General features: G+C 71.8%; 12 protein-coding genes. 9 read left to right on the top strand and 3 right to left on the bottom strand.

Annotated elements, in window-relative coordinates; all coding sequences use genetic code 11:
- Positions 1-3 precede the first annotated feature (3 nt).
- Positions 4-1,515, bottom strand: a complete 1,512-nt coding sequence (locus CS0771_RS06705) for a helicase HerA-like domain-containing protein (protein WP_212840233.1) — start codon at positions 1,513-1,515, stop codon at positions 4-6.
- A gap of 287 nt (positions 1,516-1,802) precedes the next feature.
- Here CS0771_RS06705 and CS0771_RS06700 point away from each other — a divergent pair, with 287 nt between their 5' ends.
- From CS0771_RS06700 to CS0771_RS06670, 7 genes are all read left to right on the top strand, one after another.
- On the top strand, positions 1,803-3,317 hold the full coding sequence (locus tag CS0771_RS06700; RefSeq protein ID WP_244870644.1) for a protein kinase family protein: 1,515 nt from the start codon (positions 1,803-1,805) through the stop codon (positions 3,315-3,317).
- Positions 3,314-3,970: an RNA polymerase sigma factor SigM gene (sigM, locus tag CS0771_RS06695; RefSeq protein ID WP_212840232.1), complete on the top strand. Its 657-nt coding sequence runs from the start codon at positions 3,314-3,316 to the stop codon at positions 3,968-3,970. The genes CS0771_RS06700 and sigM overlap by 4 nt, the downstream gene beginning before the upstream one ends.
- Positions 3,951-4,817 carry a hypothetical protein gene (locus CS0771_RS06690; RefSeq protein WP_212840231.1) on the top strand — a complete coding sequence of 289 codons (867 nt, stop codon included), beginning with the start codon at positions 3,951-3,953 and terminating at the stop codon, positions 4,815-4,817. The genes sigM and CS0771_RS06690 overlap by 20 nt, the downstream gene beginning before the upstream one ends.
- A gap of 117 nt (positions 4,818-4,934) precedes the next feature.
- A complete protein-coding gene (gene trxB, locus CS0771_RS06685) occupies positions 4,935-5,858 on the top strand; it encodes a thioredoxin-disulfide reductase (RefSeq protein ID WP_212840230.1) in 924 nt (307 codons plus the stop codon).
- Between the two features lie 49 nt (positions 5,859-5,907).
- On the top strand, positions 5,908-6,231 hold the full coding sequence (gene trxA, locus CS0771_RS06680; RefSeq protein WP_203752969.1) for a thioredoxin: 324 nt from the start codon (positions 5,908-5,910) through the stop codon (positions 6,229-6,231).
- A gap of 208 nt (positions 6,232-6,439) precedes the next feature.
- Entirely contained in the window at positions 6,440-7,597 is a 1,158-nt protein-coding gene (locus CS0771_RS06675) for an N-acetylmuramoyl-L-alanine amidase (protein WP_212840229.1), read from the top strand.
- Positions 7,594-8,880, top strand: coding sequence for a DUF2786 domain-containing protein (locus CS0771_RS06670; RefSeq protein ID WP_212840228.1), 1,287 nt, complete (start codon positions 7,594-7,596; stop codon positions 8,878-8,880). Before CS0771_RS06675 ends, CS0771_RS06670 begins: the two co-directional genes overlap by 4 nt.
- A 39-nt stretch (positions 8,881-8,919) precedes the next feature.
- On the opposite strand, the gene CS0771_RS06665 is transcribed toward CS0771_RS06670, so the two are convergent.
- Entirely contained in the window at positions 8,920-9,588 is a 669-nt protein-coding gene (locus CS0771_RS06665; RefSeq protein WP_212840227.1) for a GNAT family N-acetyltransferase, read from the bottom strand.
- 264 nt (positions 9,589-9,852) lie between these two features.
- Between CS0771_RS06665 and CS0771_RS06660 the strand changes: the two genes are divergently transcribed.
- Together CS0771_RS06660 and CS0771_RS06655 are read left to right on the top strand one after the other, a co-directional pair.
- Positions 9,853-11,115 carry a PLP-dependent aminotransferase family protein gene (locus tag CS0771_RS06660; RefSeq protein ID WP_212840226.1) on the top strand — a complete coding sequence of 421 codons (1,263 nt, stop codon included), beginning with the start codon at positions 9,853-9,855 and terminating at the stop codon, positions 11,113-11,115.
- Between the two features lie 7 nt (positions 11,116-11,122).
- Positions 11,123-12,106 (top strand): D-alanine--D-alanine ligase, encoded by a 984-nt coding sequence (locus CS0771_RS06655; RefSeq protein WP_244870643.1) that lies wholly within the window; start codon positions 11,123-11,125, stop codon positions 12,104-12,106.
- 302 nt (positions 12,107-12,408) lie between these two features.
- On the opposite strand, the gene CS0771_RS06650 is transcribed toward CS0771_RS06655, so the two are convergent.
- Positions 12,409-13,014, bottom strand: a complete 606-nt coding sequence (locus tag CS0771_RS06650; protein ID WP_239126082.1) for a hypothetical protein — start codon at positions 13,012-13,014, stop codon at positions 12,409-12,411.
- Between the last annotated feature and the right edge of the window lie 2,076 nt (positions 13,015-15,090).

Here is a 15,090-nt window from a genome sequence, read left to right as displayed (position 1 = left end):
TCGTCAGCGGCGGCGGGTGCCGAAGATGGAGCGGATGATGGCGGTGCCGGCGGCGGCAGCAGCGGTCGTGAGCAGGCGTTTGGTGGTCTTGGAGCCGAGGATCTGGGTGGCGAGGTTCGGCTCGGGCTTGGCCTGCGGCGGGGGAGCGGGGGCCTGGGCGGGCGCGGGCGGCGGGGCGAGGCGGGCGGCGAGCATCTCGTACGCCGACTCGCGGTCCACGGGCTGGTTGTACTTCGCGCCCAGCGGCGAGCCCGCCGTGATCGCGGCCAGCACGGCCGGGTCCGCGGCGGCCATGAGCGACCGGGGCGCGCGCAGCCGGGTCCACGCGACGGGTGTCGGCGCGCCCTTCTCGCTGAGCACGGTCACGATCGCCTCGCCGGTGCCGAGCTGCGTCAGCACCTCCTCCAGGTCGTAGCCCGACTTCGGGAACGTGGAAGCGGTCGCCTTGAGCGCCTTCGCGTCGTCGGGCGTGTACGCCCGCAGCGCGTGCTGGACCCGGCTGCCGAGCTGGGCGAGCACGTCGGCGTGCACGTCCTTGGGGGTCTGCGTGACGAAGAAGACCCCGACGCCCTTGGACCGGATGAGCCGCACCGTCTGGGTGATCGACTCCAGGAACGCCTTGGAGGCGTCCTTGAACAGCAGGTGCGCCTCGTCGAAGAAGAAGACCAGCTTGGGTTTGTCCGGATCGCCGACCTCGGGCAGCTCCTGGTAGAGGTCGGCGAGCAGCCACATCAGGAATGAGGAGAACAGCGCGGGCTGGGCGACCACGCCGGGCAGCTCCAGCACGGTGACCATGCCCCGGCCGTCGGGCGCGGTGCGCAGCAGGTCGGTGGTGGCGAACTCGGGCTCGCCGAAGAACGCGTCCGCGCCCGCGTCGCTGAACCCGATCAGCTCCCGCAGCAGCACCCCGGCGGTCTGCTTGGACAGCCCGCCGAGGCTCTTCAGCTCGGCGGCGCCCTCCGCGGACACCAGGTACTGGATCACCGAGCGCAGATCCTTCACGTCGACCAGCGGCAGGCCCTTGGCGTCGGCGAAGTGGAAGACGAGGTTGAGCGAGGAGGTCTGCACCTCGGTCAGGTCCATCACCTTGGCCAGCAGCAGCGGCCCGAAGTCGGTCACGGTGGCCCGGACGGGCACGCCGACGCCCTTGCCGCCCAGGGTGAGGAACTCGCACGGGTACGCGGCGGGCACCCACGGCTGCCCCAGCTCGGCCATCCGCTCGGTGATCCGGTCGTTCGGCACGGCGGGGGCGGCCATGCCGCTGACGTCGCCCTTGATGTCGGCGAGGAACACCGGCACCCCGGCGGCGGACAGCTGCTCGGCGAGCACCTGGAGGGTCTTCGTCTTGCCCGTGCCGGTGGCCCCGGCGACCAGCCCGTGCCGGTTGAGCACGGCCAGCGGGACCCGGACCGGGCAGTCGGGCAGGGCCTTGCCGTCGGCGCCGACCAGCGCGCCGAGCTCGACCGCCGGGCCGTCGAAGGCGTATCCGGCCCGTACCGCCGCCGCGTCCACCATCACGCCGCTCCCTGTCAGATTTGCCCGATATGGAGGAAGCGTAGCTATTTTGTGCCACCCACACCGCCCATCCGGGCCGCCGACCGATACCGGTTCGAGTCTTCGGAGGGGCCCTCTGCGGCTGCGCCGATTCGTCAGATAGCTGTAAGGTCGCACTCGGCAACCGAGCGGAACGCCTAGGCTCTCTAGATAGCGGACGACAATGCGACGGCCTCCACGTGCGGGCTGAGTCCGATCCATGGCGGCACCGACGGCACATTGCGACTGCATCACTGAGGGAGGACGGGGTGACCCAGGTCGGCGAGGGGCCATCCGCGGCCGGGTCGGCTGCCGAACCCCTGGGCGGGCTCGCGGTCGGCGATGTGCTGGCCGAGCGCTACCGCCTGGAGGAGCACATCAACAACGACAGCGCCGGCCGTCAGGTCTGGCGCGGGGTCGACGTGGTGCTGCGCCGGCCGGTCGCACTCGTGCTGCGTACGCCGGGCGGCGCCTCCGCCGAGGAGATGCTCTCCGCCGCGGTCACCGCGAGCCGGGTGGTGCACCCGAACCTGATCGGCGTCTACGACGCCATCGACGAGGGCGAGCGGGCGTACGTCATCCGCGAGTGGATCGAGGGCACCGCCCTGCGCGACCTGGTCGCCGAGGAGGGCCCGTTCGACGCCGAACGCGCCACGTCCGTGCTGCACGCGGTCGCCGACGCGGTGTCCGCGCTGCACGCCAGCGGCATGGCGCACGGCAACGTGCACCCCGGCACGGTCCTGGTCGCCAACGACGGCCGGGTCGTGCTCGCCGACGCCCGGGTCGACGACCACACCAGCAACGAGGCCGACGTGCGCGGCCTCGGCGGCGTGGCGTACTTCATGCTCACCGGCCACTGGCCGAAGGCCGAGGCGGGGCGCTCCGCGCTGCCCGACGGCCGCCGCGACAGCACCGGCACCCTGGTCGCCCCGCGGCAGGTCCGCGCCGGCGTCCCGACCTACCTCGACGATCTCGTGATGGACCTGCTCGACGGGAAGCTCGCGCTGCCCACCGCGCAGGTGCTGACCTCCGAGCTGGCCCGGCTGGACACCGGCGAGCGGCTGCTGCTCGGCGGCAACGGCACGCTGCGCTTCGCCGAGGACCCGGCCGAGCCCACCCCGCGCGCCGCGACCCCGAAGCTGATGGCCGTCGGCGGCGTCGCCCTGGCGCTGGTCGTCGCGGGCCTGGTGTTCGCCGTACGCGCGCTCAACGCCGGGGCCGAGGAGCCCACCGCGAGCCCGTCGCCGACCGTGTCGGCCGCCCCGGCCGAGTCCGCCGCGCCGCAGCCCCGCGTGCTCAACCTGCGCGGCGACCAGGTCCGCATCGTCGACCCGGTGGGCGACCGCGACTCCGCCAAGGACGCCCCCAACCTGGTCGACGGCAAGGTGACCACGCAGTGGCGCACCAGCTGGTACAAGCAGAACTTCGGCGCCGTGGGCCAGCAGAAGAAGGGCCTCGGCATCCTCATCAAGCTGGACCAGCCGCAGATCATCTCCAGCGTGAAGGTGCAGCTCACCGACACCGGCACCTCGGCGACGCTGCAGGCGGGCCCGACCGACGCGCCGATGACCAAGGCCGGCGACCAGACCATCGTCGCCACGTTCAAGCCGGTCGAGAGCGCAACCGTGTTCGGGCCGGACTCCGGCAGCACCATGGTGTTCTCCACCGACACGACCACGCCGTACCAGTTCCTGATGATCTGGATCTCGCAGCTGCCCCCGGACTCGGAGGACGCCGGCCGGTTCCGCGTCGGCGTGCAGGAGATCGTGGTAGAGGTGCAGTGACCGGGCCGGACCCCCGTACGGACGAGGAGCTGCTGGCGGCCCATGCCGCCGGCGAGCCCGACGCCTTCGGGGTGCTGTTCCGCCGCCACCGCGACCGGCTCTGGGCCGTAGCGCTGCGCACCACCAACGATCGCGAGGACGCCGCGGACGCGCTGCAGGAGGCGATGCTCTCCGCGCACCGCGCCGCGGCCCGGTTCCGCGGCGAGGCCGCCGTGACCACCTGGCTGCACCGCATCGTGGTGAACGCCTGCGTCGACCGGCTGCGGCGGCGCCAGGCCCACTTCACCCTGCCGCTGCCCGGCCAGGCCGGCGCGGAGGAGGACGACCGCCACGGCGCGGCCCGCAACGAGCCGGCGGCGCCCAGCACCGACCACGACACCGCGATGGTGGTGCGGGCCGCGCTGGCCGAGCTGCCGTACGAGCAGCGGGCCGCCCTGGTCCTGGTGGACCTGCAGGGCTACTCGGTGGCCGAGGTGGCCGAGATGATGGGTGTGGCCGAGGGCACCGTCAAGAGCCGCTGCTCACGGGGCCGGGCCCGGCTCGCTGTGATGTTGGGTCACCTACGCAACCTGAACGCCGCACCTGACGTCGGAGGGACACGGACGCAGGACTTCGCACCGAAAGGGGGCTCCCATGACCACAGTCGATCATGATCTGCTGGCCGACTACGTCGGCGGCGCGCTGGAGGGCACCCCGGACGAAACCCGCATCGCCGAGCTGATCGCCGCGGACCCGGCGTGGCAGGCCGCCGCCGACGAGCTGCGCGGCGCGCTCGCTCTGGTCTCGGCGGATCTGACCGTGCTCTCCGCCACACCGGAGCCCATGCCCGCGGACGTGGCCGCCCGCTTCGACGCCCTGCTGGCCTCGCCCGAGTTCGCGCCGGTGCCCCCCGTGGCGCCGCGCTCCGGGGTGGGCGAGCGGACCCTGGACAGGTCCGACCGGCCTGCCCGCCCCAGCGCCGCCAGGCGTCCCCGGCGCCGCTGGGTGATGCCCACGGCGGTCGCGGCGGGCGTGCTCGCGCTGGCCGGGATCGTGCTGCCGCTGGGCTCGCTCGGCATGTCGGCGCAGGAGGCGGGCACGATGGCGGACGCTCCCGCGGCGGCCCCGGCGGCGGCCGGGCTGGTGCCCGCGAACGCCAGCGGGACCGACTACCGGCGCGAGCAGATGCACGAGGGGGTGCGCGCCCTGGCGTCGGCCAAGGACAGCTCCGCCCCGGAGCTGCTGACCACCCCCGACGATGCCACCGCCATGCGCAACCACCTGAAGGCACCGGCCGGGCTCGAGCGCCTCACGGGCTCACCCGCGGCGCTCGCCCAATGCCTCGATGCGGTGCGGACAGCGGTGCCGGGCACGGTGACCTCGGTCGACTTCGCCCACTTCGAGGGCCGGCCGGCCCTGGTCATGATGGTCGACACGGCCACCGCCGGCTACTGGTTCGTGGCCGGTCCGGGCTGCGGCGTGAACGGTCCTGACGAGCTGTTCCGCGCGCCACGCGACTAGACACAGTGAGCTGACCCACCGCTGGGGCCGCAACGGAATGCTCGCTCCGTACGATGGCGTTTCAGCCTGCGACAAGCACGGCGCGAACGTTCGTGTCGATCCTAGGGAGCGCGTCTCGTGGAGAACGTCCGAAACCTGATCATCGTCGGCTCGGGTCCGGCCGGCTACACCGCGGCCGTGTACGCAGCGCGTGCCAACCTGAAGCCGCTGCTCATCGAGGGCGTGGAGTCGGGCGGTGCGCTCATGACCACCACCGAGGTGGAGAACTTCCCCGGCTTCCCGGACGGCGTCATGGGCCCGGAGCTGATGGACCAGATGCGCAAGCAGGCGGAGCGCTTCGGCACCGAGTTCATCACCGACAACGCGACCCGGGTCGAGCTGTCCGGCGACGTGAAGAGCGTCTGGGTCGGCGACCGGGAGTACAAGGCCCGCGCCGTCATCCTCTCCACCGGCTCGGCCTGGCGCCCGCTGGGCGTGCCCGGCGAGCAGGAGCTGCTCGGCCACGGCGTGTCGTCCTGCGCCACCTGCGACGGCTTCTTCTTCCGGGGCCAGCGCATCGTGGTGGTGGGCGGCGGCGACTCGGCGATGGAGGAGGCGACCTTCCTCACCCGCTTCGCCGAGCACGTGACGATCATCCACCGGCGCGACGAGTTCCGCGCCAGCAAGATCATGGCGGAGCGCGCCCTGGCCAACGAGAAGATCTCGGTCGAGTGGAACACCGTGATCGACGAGGTCCTCGGCACCGACGGCAAGGTCTCCGCGGTCCGCGTGCACAACGTGGTCACCGGCGAGCAGCGCGAGCTGCCCACCAGCGGCGTGTTCGTCGCCATCGGCCACGACCCGCGCAGCGAGATGTTCCGCGGCCAGGTGGCCATGGACGACGAGGGCTACGTGAAGGTCGACTCCCCGAGCTCGCGCACCGACCTCCCCGGCGTGTTCGCCGCGGGCGACCTGGTCGACCACACCTACCGCCAGGCCATCACGGCGGCCGGCACCGGCTGCACCGCGGCCCTCGACGCGGAGCGCTTCCTCGCGCACTGAGCGCGACACACACGACGTAACAGAGTTTTCTGAGATGGGAGAGACCCGAATGGGATCCGCGAAGGCGGTCACCGACGCCACGTTCGTCAGTGACGTACTGCAGTCCGACAAGCCGGTGCTGGTGGACTTCTGGGCCGAGTGGTGCGGCCCGTGCCGCAAGGTCGCGCCGGTGCTCGAGGAGATCGCGCGCGAGATGGCCGACCAGGTCACGATCGTGAAGCTGGACATCGACGCCAACCCGGAGACCGCGCGGGCCTACCGGGTGATGTCGGTGCCGACGCTGACCCTGTTCAAGGGCGGCCAGCCGGTGCAGTCGGTCGCGGGCGCCAAGCCCAAGGGCGACATCGTCCGGCTCATCGAGTCGGCACTCTGACTCAGCGCCACAGGCGCGTCGCGCGGGGCTCTGAGCTGCTGCTCAGGGCCCCGCGACATGTTCCGGGCCGGTTCCGGGTACGCGATCATGACAGGTAATGCCGCGAACCGGGCGGCGCGCCGTTTCGAGCCAGGTTCGAGACTCACCACCCACCGGCACGGCGCGGTAGGCTCCGGTGGCATTTGTGAGGTTTCCCAGGAGGTCCGTCGTGCGAGCCATCAAGCGCGGTGAGCGCGGCCCGGCCGTCACCGAGATCCGGTCGATTCTCGTCGCGCTCCGCCTGCTGCCGCCGGCCCCCGACCCCGCCGAGGCGGAGTTCTTCGACCCGGCCACGGAGCGGGCCGTGCGCGCCTTCCAGCAGGACCGTGGGCTCTCCGTCGACGGGGAGGTGGGCGCGGAGACCTGGCGTGCCCTGGACGCCGCCCGGTGGACGCTGGGCGCCCGCATCCTCTACTACAGCGTCACCAACCCGCTGCGCGGCGACGACGTGCGCCAGCTCCAGGAACGGCTGCTGGAGATGGGCTACGACGTCGGCCGCACCGACGGCACGTACGGGCCGCGCACGGCTCGCGCGCTGTCGGCGTTCCAGCGCGAGATGGGCCTCGCCCCGGACGGCTCGTGCGGCCCGGAGACCCTGCACATGCTGCGCCGCCTCGGCCGCAAGGTGGTCGGCGGCTCCCCGCTGAAACTGCGCGAGGAGGTCACCTTCCGGCACACCGGCCCCAGCCTGGTCGGGCGGCAGATCATCATCGACCCCGGGCACGGCGGCTCGGACCCGGGCGTGGTGGTGCCGGACGGCCCGTTGCGCTGGACCGAGTCGGACCTGGCGTACGACCTGGCCACCCGGCTGGAGGGCCGGCTCGCCGCGGCTGGCATGCGTGTGCACCTCACCCGCGGCCCGCTGCCCATCGAGGCGCCCAGCGACCTGGACCGCGCCCAGCTCGCCAACGAGCTGGGCGCCGACCTGCTGATCTCCCTGCACATCGACGGCCACCACAACCCGCAGGCGGACGGCGTCGCCACCTATCACTACGGCACCGAGAACGGCGTCACCTCGACGATGGGGGAGCGGCTGGCCGGGCTGGTCCAGCGGGAGATCGTGGCCCGCACCGGCCTGCGCAACTGCCACACCCACGCCAAGACCTGGGAGCTGCTGCGCTACACCCGCATGCCCGCGGTGCGCGTCGACGTCGGCTACCTCACCTCGCCCAAGGACCGGGCCCAGCTCATCGACCCGATGTTCCGCGAGCGGGTGGTCGAGGCGATCGTCGCCGCGGTGCAGCGCATGTACTACCCGGTCGAGATCGACGTGAAGACCGGCACCATCGACGTGAGCGCGCTACGGATGGCGCTGCCCAGCTCATGACCGCCACGACCCCTTCCACCGACGGCGCCGCCACGCACCGCCGCTACGCCGACCGGATGTTCGCCGAGGTCACCGGCGCGCTGCACCGCCGCGACCACCGCGCCTTCCGCAAGGCCTGCGATGACGTGTACGCGAGCACCCTGGACTCCGGCGCGGTCGGCGCCGCCGCCCTGCACGCGACCGGGCTGGCGGTGCAGCACGCGTGGGACCTGAACTGGCAGCCGGCGGAGCTGGACCACGCCCTGCGCCGCTTCGCCGCCAAGGTGAAGGCTCCGGCCGCCGTGACCGCATGGATGATCCGCCTGCTGAGCGACGCCAGCGCGGGCCGGATGCGGGCACACGCCCCCGAGACCGTCACCGGCCGCTGGCACTCGCAGCTGGAGGTGCTGGAGGCGGCCGTCTGGTGGGGCGCCGACGAGGAGCACCTGGCGGCGTTCGGGCAGCGGCACGGGCTGGACCGGCTGAAGGTGCTCGGCGGCGCGTTCGAGCTGATGCGCTGGATCCACCACGAGCTGCCGCGGCTGGAGAAGGCCGGGCACGCGCCGGGTACGCCCATCCCGCCCCGGCGCAGCGCGAGCCGCGCGACGCAGGCCGCCGACCAGCGCATGCTGGACCGCATCCGGGCGCTGCTGGCCAAGGCCGAGTCGACCGGCTTCCCTGAGGAGGCGGAGGCGTTCACCGCCAAGGCCCAGCAGCTGATGGCCCGGCACAGCATCGACCACGCGCTGCTGGACGCCACCGCGGGCGGCGGCGACGGCCCGGACACCCGGCGCATCGTCATCGCCAACCCGTACGAGGGCCCGAAGGCGCTGCTGCTCCAGGTCGTCGCGAGGGCCAACAACTGCCGCGCGGTGAACTTCAAGGAGTACGGCCTGAGCACCATGGTCGGCTTCGAGCCCGACCTGGACGCCGTCGAGCTGCTCTACACCTCGCTGCTGGTGCAGGCGGTGCGGGCGATGACCGCCGCGAACGCCCGGCCGGACCGCTATGGCCGCAACGACGTGCGCTCGTTCCGGCAGGCGTTCCTGAGCGCGTACGCCGACCGCATCGGCGAGCGGCTGGCCGAGGCCGCCGAGGAGGGCCACGCCGAAGCGGCGGCCGGCACGGACCTGGTGCCCGTGCTCGCCGCGCGCAACGAGGCGGTCAGCACGGCGTTCGACGAGCTGTTCCCGAACCGGGTGACCGGCGCGGCGCGGATCGGCAACCTGGCCGGTTGGGCCTCGGGACGGGCTGCCGCCGACCGGGCCGATCTGGCCGCCCGCGCCCCGCTGCCCCGGACCTGACCGCACGACCGTCTGGCGGCGCCTGGTCGGTGGGCGCCGCTAATTGGTGGTGCCGCGCACGGCCGGGCGCACGCCGGGGCGCAGCAGCTCCGGGCTCATCGAGCCGAGCAGCTTCTCCAGCGCGTACTCGACGTCGGACTTCCACGACAGCGCGGTCCGCAGCTCCATCCGCAGCCGCGGGAAGCGCGGGTGCGGGCGGACCGTCTTGAAGCCCACGGCGAGGAAGAAGTCGGCCGGGGCGAGGCAGCTGAACTGCCGCGAGTCCTCCTCGGCGTGCTCGCCGAACTTCGCGTCGCCGAACGCCTCGATCGCCTTGACGCCGCGCTTGGTGAGGTCGCGGGCCACCGACTGGATCAGCACCCGGCCCAGCCCGCCCCCGGCGAACGCGGCCACCACGTGCGCCGTCATCAGCTGCACCGCGTCGGGGGAGACCGGCGAGGTGGGGAAGGCGTTGCCACGCGGCACGTACATCGGCGGGGCGTAGAGCACGAACCCGGCCGGCATGCCGTCGACGTACGCGATCTTGCCGCAGGAGCCCCACTCCAGCAGGGTCTGCGAGACCCACGCCTCCTTCTCCAGCCCCGGATCCCCGGCGGCGCAGGCGCGCTCGGCCGAAACCGGATCAAGCTCCCAGAACACGCAGTTCCGACACCCCTTGGGCAGGTCCTCCAGGGTGTCCAGCGTCAGATTCACCACTCTGCGTGACATGCAGCTCCGTGCTCCTACCGCGGCAAGCACCGCGCGCGCCGACTTCTGGCCCGTCGCCGAGCCAACTAACCGACTTTACGCCCGATTACGGCCCTGCTGCACCTATCCCGGAGGATGGATTCGACCGAATGTCGGTTCATGGGTCACCTGACCCAGCGTACGATTTGACGGCCAGCTGTTTGTCCAGGCCGGGGAGGGACCGTGTCGGAGACGGGCACCACGCTCGACGATTACACCGATCGATATGCGCAGCGTATCGGTGGGATGACCGCTTCCGAGATCCGAGCTCTCTTCGCCGTCGCCAACCGCCCCGAGGTGGTCTCCCTGGCCGGCGGTATGCCCTACATCTCCGCGCTGCCGCTGGACGCCGTCGGCGAGGTCATCGGCGAGCTGGTCGCCAAGCAGGGCGCCAACGCGCTGCAGTACGGTCTCGGCCAGGGCATGGCCGAGCTGCGCGAGCAGATCTGCACCCTGATGGCCGACGTCGGCATCGACGCCTCCGTCGGCGCGTCGCCCGACGACGTGGTGGTCACCATCGGCGGCCAGCAGGCGCTGGACCTCATCTCCCGGCTCTTCCTCGACCCGGGCGACGTGGTGCTCGCCGAGGGCCCCACCTACGTCGGCGCGCTCGGCGTCTTCCAGGCCGCGCAGGCCCAGGTCGTGCACCTCGCGATGGACCACGACGGCCTCATCCCGGCCGCGCTGGAGACCGCGATCGAGGAGCAGCGGCGGCTCGGCCGCCGGGTCAAGTTCCTCTACACCATCCCGACTTACCAGAACCCCGCCGGCGTCACCCTCTCCGAGGAGCGCCGCGAGCAGGTCCTCGACATCTGCGAGCGGGCCGGGCTGCTCGTCATCGAGGACGACCCGTACGGCCGCCTCGGCTTCGAGGGCGAGGCGCCGCGTCCGCTGCGCGCCCGCCGCCGTGACGGCGTCTTCTACCTGAGCACCTTCTCCAAGACCTTCGCGCCGGGTCTGCGGGTGGGCTGGATCCTGGCCCCCCACGCGGTACGCGACAAGCTGGTGATCGCCACCGAGGCGAACATCCTGTGCCCGAGCAACTTCGCCCAGTCCGTGGTGAGCACCTACCTGTCCACCATGCCCTGGCGCCAGCAGCTCAAGACGTACCAGCAGATCTACGCCGAGCGCCGCGACGCGATGCTGACCGCGCTGTCCGACCTGATGCCCGAGGGCACCACCTGGACCCGTCCCGCGGGCGGCCTGTTCGTCTGGGCGACCCTGCCCGCCGGGCTCAACTCCAAGGCCATGGTGCCCCGCGCCATCGCCGCGCGCGTCGCGTACGTGCCCGGCACCGGCTTCTACGCCGACGGCACCGGCCAGCAGCACCTGCGGCTCAACTTCTCGTTCCCGGCGCCCGAGCGGATCCGGGAGGGCGTCCGCCGCCTGGCCGGCGTGGTCGAGCAGGAGCTCGCGGTGCGGGCCGTCTTCGGCGACACCGGACCGCTCGACGCGGTGACCGAGCTGCCGCGGCCCGGTGCGCATGCGCCCGGTCCCGACTTGGCATGATTCGAGGGTGACCGCACCGTCCACCACGCCCGCCGTCCCGGCCGACCTTCGCTGCCTGGTGCTGGCGGGCGGCCTCTCCTACGAACGCGACGTCTCGCTGCGATCCGGTCGCCGCGTGCTCGACGCGCTGCGCGCCGTCGGCGTCGAAGCGGACATGCTCGACGCCGACGTGTCGCTCCTGCCCTCCCTGAAGGCCGACCCGCCGGACGCCGTCTTCATCGCGCTGCACGGCTCCACCGGCGAGGACGGCTCCCTGCGCGGCGTGCTCGACCTGTGCGGCGTGCCGTACGTCGGCCCCGACGCGCGCTCGGCCCGGCTCGCCTGGGACAAGCCCTCCGCCAAGGCCGTGCTCGTCGAGTACGGCATCCCCACTCCGGAATGGGTGGCGCTGCCGCACGACCGGTTCTCCGAACTCGGCGCCGTCGCCGTGCTCGACCGCATCGTCGACCGGCTCGGCCTGCCGCTCATGGTGAAACCCGCCCAGGGCGGATCGGGGCTGGGCGCCGCCGTGGTGCGCGACGCCGCCGCGCTGCCGGCCGCCATGGTCGGCTGCTTCGCGTACGACCAGACCGCTCTGGTCGAGCGCTATGTCGAGGGAGTCGACGTAGCCGTCTCCATCCTCGACCTGGGGGAGGGGCCGTTCGCACTCCCGCCCGTGGAGATCGTGCCCAGCAACGGCGTGTACGACTACGCCGCCAGGTACACCGCCGGCCTCACCACCTGGCACGCGCCCGCCCGGTTGTCCGCCGAGACGAGCGCCGCGGTGGTCAAGACGGCGCTCGCCGCGCACCAGGCGCTGGGCCTGCGCGACCTGTCCCGCGTCGACCTGATCGTCACCCCGACCGGGGAGTGCACGGTCCTGGAGGTGAACGTCTCCCCGGGCATGACCGAGACCTCACTGCTGCCCCTGGCGGTGCACGCCGGCGGCCTCGACCTCGGCGACGTCATCGCCCGCCTCGTCACCCGCGCCGCCGCCCGCCCGAGCGCCTGACCACCGGCCACGCCCTCACCCAGACAGGCGGCGTCCGGCGACCCACCTTCGGGTCGGGCTGCGGGATCCGGGGCGCGTCTGGCTTCGGGGTCCGGCGGAGATCGCTGGCTCGTGTCAAGATCTGCGGCCGGACCGCACTTTCTGACACGAGACCGCGATCTTCGACGGCCGACCGGCGGGGCAGGGATTGGTGAGCGCACCGCGTGCCGGCGAGATCGGCGAGCGCCCGAACGCAGACCGCGAGGGCCCGCAGCTTCTGTGCAGAAGCTGCGGGCCCTCGCGGGTTGACATGTCGTCGTGCCTCAGTCGTCCGTGAGCTTGGCCGGCGCCTGCCAGTCGATGCGCGGCGGCTGCGCCAAGGGCGTCCCGCCGAACTCGGCGAGCCACGCGGCGACATGCGCCAGGCTCTCCCGCCACTGCTCCTCAGGAATGGGCGGCAGAATGTCGTCCCACAGCGGGAGGAACGTGCCGCGCAACTGGAGCTGACCATGCGGGCGGGCCATGAACCACACGTGCAGGTGCGCGGCGCCGTCACCCCACCGGTACACGTGGACACGCGCAACACTGTCGAGCGAGCGGATGGCCCGCTCCAGCCGCACCGTCATGACACCGAGCTCGGCCGCCAGCAGATTCGGCAGATCACCCAGGTCGAGGTGCGACCGCGGCTCCAGCATCAGCACCATGGGCAGGCCCGTCGGGCGGTCCATGGTGCGTACGCGCCAGCGCTCGTTCACCCAGATATAGGCGTCGTCAGGTGCCGTGCAGGCAGTGCAGTCGGCGGAGTCCTCACCCTTGCGAGCAGGCTCCGACTCGACCGGCGGGTCAAGATGCTTGATCTTGAAATCGCCCTCGAAGGGGAACGAGGGCCAGGTGGTGAAGCCGGGAAGGGGCATCGGGGTATCGGCCACCTGCAGAATCTAGCCCAGCCTGCCACTCCTGTCTTCCCCCGCCTGTGGATTTCCGGCCCGGGTTTCACGTGAAACCACAGGCCACGATCTCCCTGTGGATAACTTTGTGGATAGCAACGGCTCGCCCTGTGGAACGAACATCGTGACCGCCGCCACGGAACGGGTGCACACGTTGACTTCACACGTTTCTACGTGCACATCCCGTTGCGAGTACGGGGTAGCGCGCGGTGCGGCGAGCGTGTTTCACGTGAAACACGGCCTGTGGATAACCTCGCCTCGGCTGTGGAAAGAGGACGGTGCAAGGCTGTGGACAGGCGATACGTGACCTTCATCGCACCTCGGGGGTGCATGGAGATCGTTGACCTTGGGCATGCGTCTTCGTGGATACCCACAGGTGTGGGTAGGGATGTGGGCAAACGGACCCCAGGGTCCCTCGGCCACGTCCGGGTCCGGTCGGGTCCGGTCGGGTCCGGTCGGGTCGTGCCGGGTCGTGCCGGGCCGTGTCTACCGGAACCGGTCGGCCTTCATGGCCGCCTGCTCTGACCTCGCACTGTCTAGAAACCGGATCCGCGACCCGTGGGCCCGTGTCTTCGCCCCCGTCGCGGTCACCGACGCGTGCCTGGTTCAGTCGCCGTACTGCGGCTGGCACGTCTTCTGAGTTGCTCATCCGCGACCAGACCGACCGGCGACAAGAGGATCAGGGCGGCGTCCGGGCCAACTACCGACCCTGCGAGGGCTGATCGGGGCGGCCTCCTGCGCCGCCTTGACCACCGGCCCATGTCCTGTTCGCGTCCCACCGATGCGGTGCCAGCGCGGGCAGGTCAGGTGCCAGTCCGCCGGGTCGAGCCAGCCGAGCCAGCCGAGCCGACCGGCGCACGGCCTGCGCCACCTCCAAGCGGAGGCGCGGATCGCGGGACGCCTGCGACTGCCCGGCTTCGGCCCTTTGGCGACACGTCGATGCTGTCCGACCCCTTCCGGGTCAGGCATGCCCGGCCTGGCGCCGCTTCAGCCTCGCCTTCACCGGGTCCGCCACTTGCCGGTCACGCGCAAGCCCGGGTCGAGGTGCCAGCCGGCCGACCCGAGGGCGCGCACCTCCGACGCCGGGCACAGGTCCTCGGTTTCCGGCACTCCAACTCCAAGGAGGGCACCACGGCTTGGTGGGTCGGAGTCGGCCGGGGTCCAGGCGCGATCTGCTCCCACTGGCGCGTCGCCACCGGAATCCTCGGGCCGGGGTGTCCCTGGTACCGCCCCGAAGGGCAGCACGCCACGTTTCAGGTAGAGGGCAGCTGGTGGACAGAACTACAGCGGATGGTCGGAGCGGCCTCAGCGGTTGTGGTGAGCGGCCTCGCTCACCCAGTGCACCTGCCGGGGCGCCGCGCACCATCGGTCCACACCAGGTCCTTCTCTCGTCCCGTTCACCCGCTCCTCGGTGCTGGTCGACCTGACCGTCCCGTCGGCGGGGGAGGGCTCGCTAGGAAGTCCATGCCACTTTCGCAGAACCGACAGGCTCCTGAGTTGAACTCGCGGCCAGATCAACAACGGCACCCGGCGCTCCTCGAACCCGACACTTCATCCCAGCGGACGCCGTGCGCCGTCGGCGACAACCTGGACCCACTGTGCCGCTCAGATGGTTCAACCATCGGACATGAGTGGGTCGGTCTCGATGCCGGATCGGCTGGTTGGCGACGCACCATCCCGATACTCGACAGGCCTACCGGTCGGCGTACCCCGGATTCGCCCAAACTCGCGACTGGACGAGGCGCGGCGAAGCAGCGGGGGCGCGACCGACGCCTGCCGCCGACGCCTGCCGCCGACGCCCGGCAGCACCCGCCGGCCCTCCGGCATCTGCCCGTCGACAGCACTGTCGGGCACGGCCGTCGGATCCAACGCTGCGGCCCTGTCCTCTGCCCGATCCTGCCTCCTACTGGGTCCTGTCGCCTAGTCGATCTGCCTCCTACTCGGTTCATGTCACTCGTTGCTGTCGCGTGCCAGTGCTGTCGCGTGCCCAGTGTCGCGTGCAGCGCTGTTGTGTGCCCATTGTTGTCTCGCGCCCAGTGCTCTGTGGCGTGTCCGGTC

The organism is Catellatospora sp. IY07-71, assembly GCF_018326265.1.
Lineage (GTDB): Bacteria > Actinomycetota > Actinomycetes > Mycobacteriales > Micromonosporaceae > Catellatospora.
This window is presented reverse-complemented; position numbering and strand designations above follow the sequence as displayed.

Coding starts and splice junctions, on each gene's coding strand:
- CS0771_RS06705 (WP_212840233.1), bottom strand. CDS start 1,515: ATGGTGGACGCGGCGGCGGTACGGGCCGGATACGCCTTCGACGGCCCG.
- CS0771_RS06690 (WP_212840231.1), top strand. CDS start 3,951: ATGACCACAGTCGATCATGATCTGCTGGCCGACTACGTCGGCGGCGCG.
- trxA (WP_203752969.1), top strand. CDS start 5,908: ATGGGATCCGCGAAGGCGGTCACCGACGCCACGTTCGTCAGTGACGTA.
- CS0771_RS06670 (WP_212840228.1), top strand. CDS start 7,594: ATGACCGCCACGACCCCTTCCACCGACGGCGCCGCCACGCACCGCCGC.
- CS0771_RS06665 (WP_212840227.1), bottom strand. CDS start 9,588: ATGTCACGCAGAGTGGTGAATCTGACGCTGGACACCCTGGAGGACCTG.
- CS0771_RS06660 (WP_212840226.1), top strand. CDS start 9,853: ATGACCGCTTCCGAGATCCGAGCTCTCTTCGCCGTCGCCAACCGCCCC.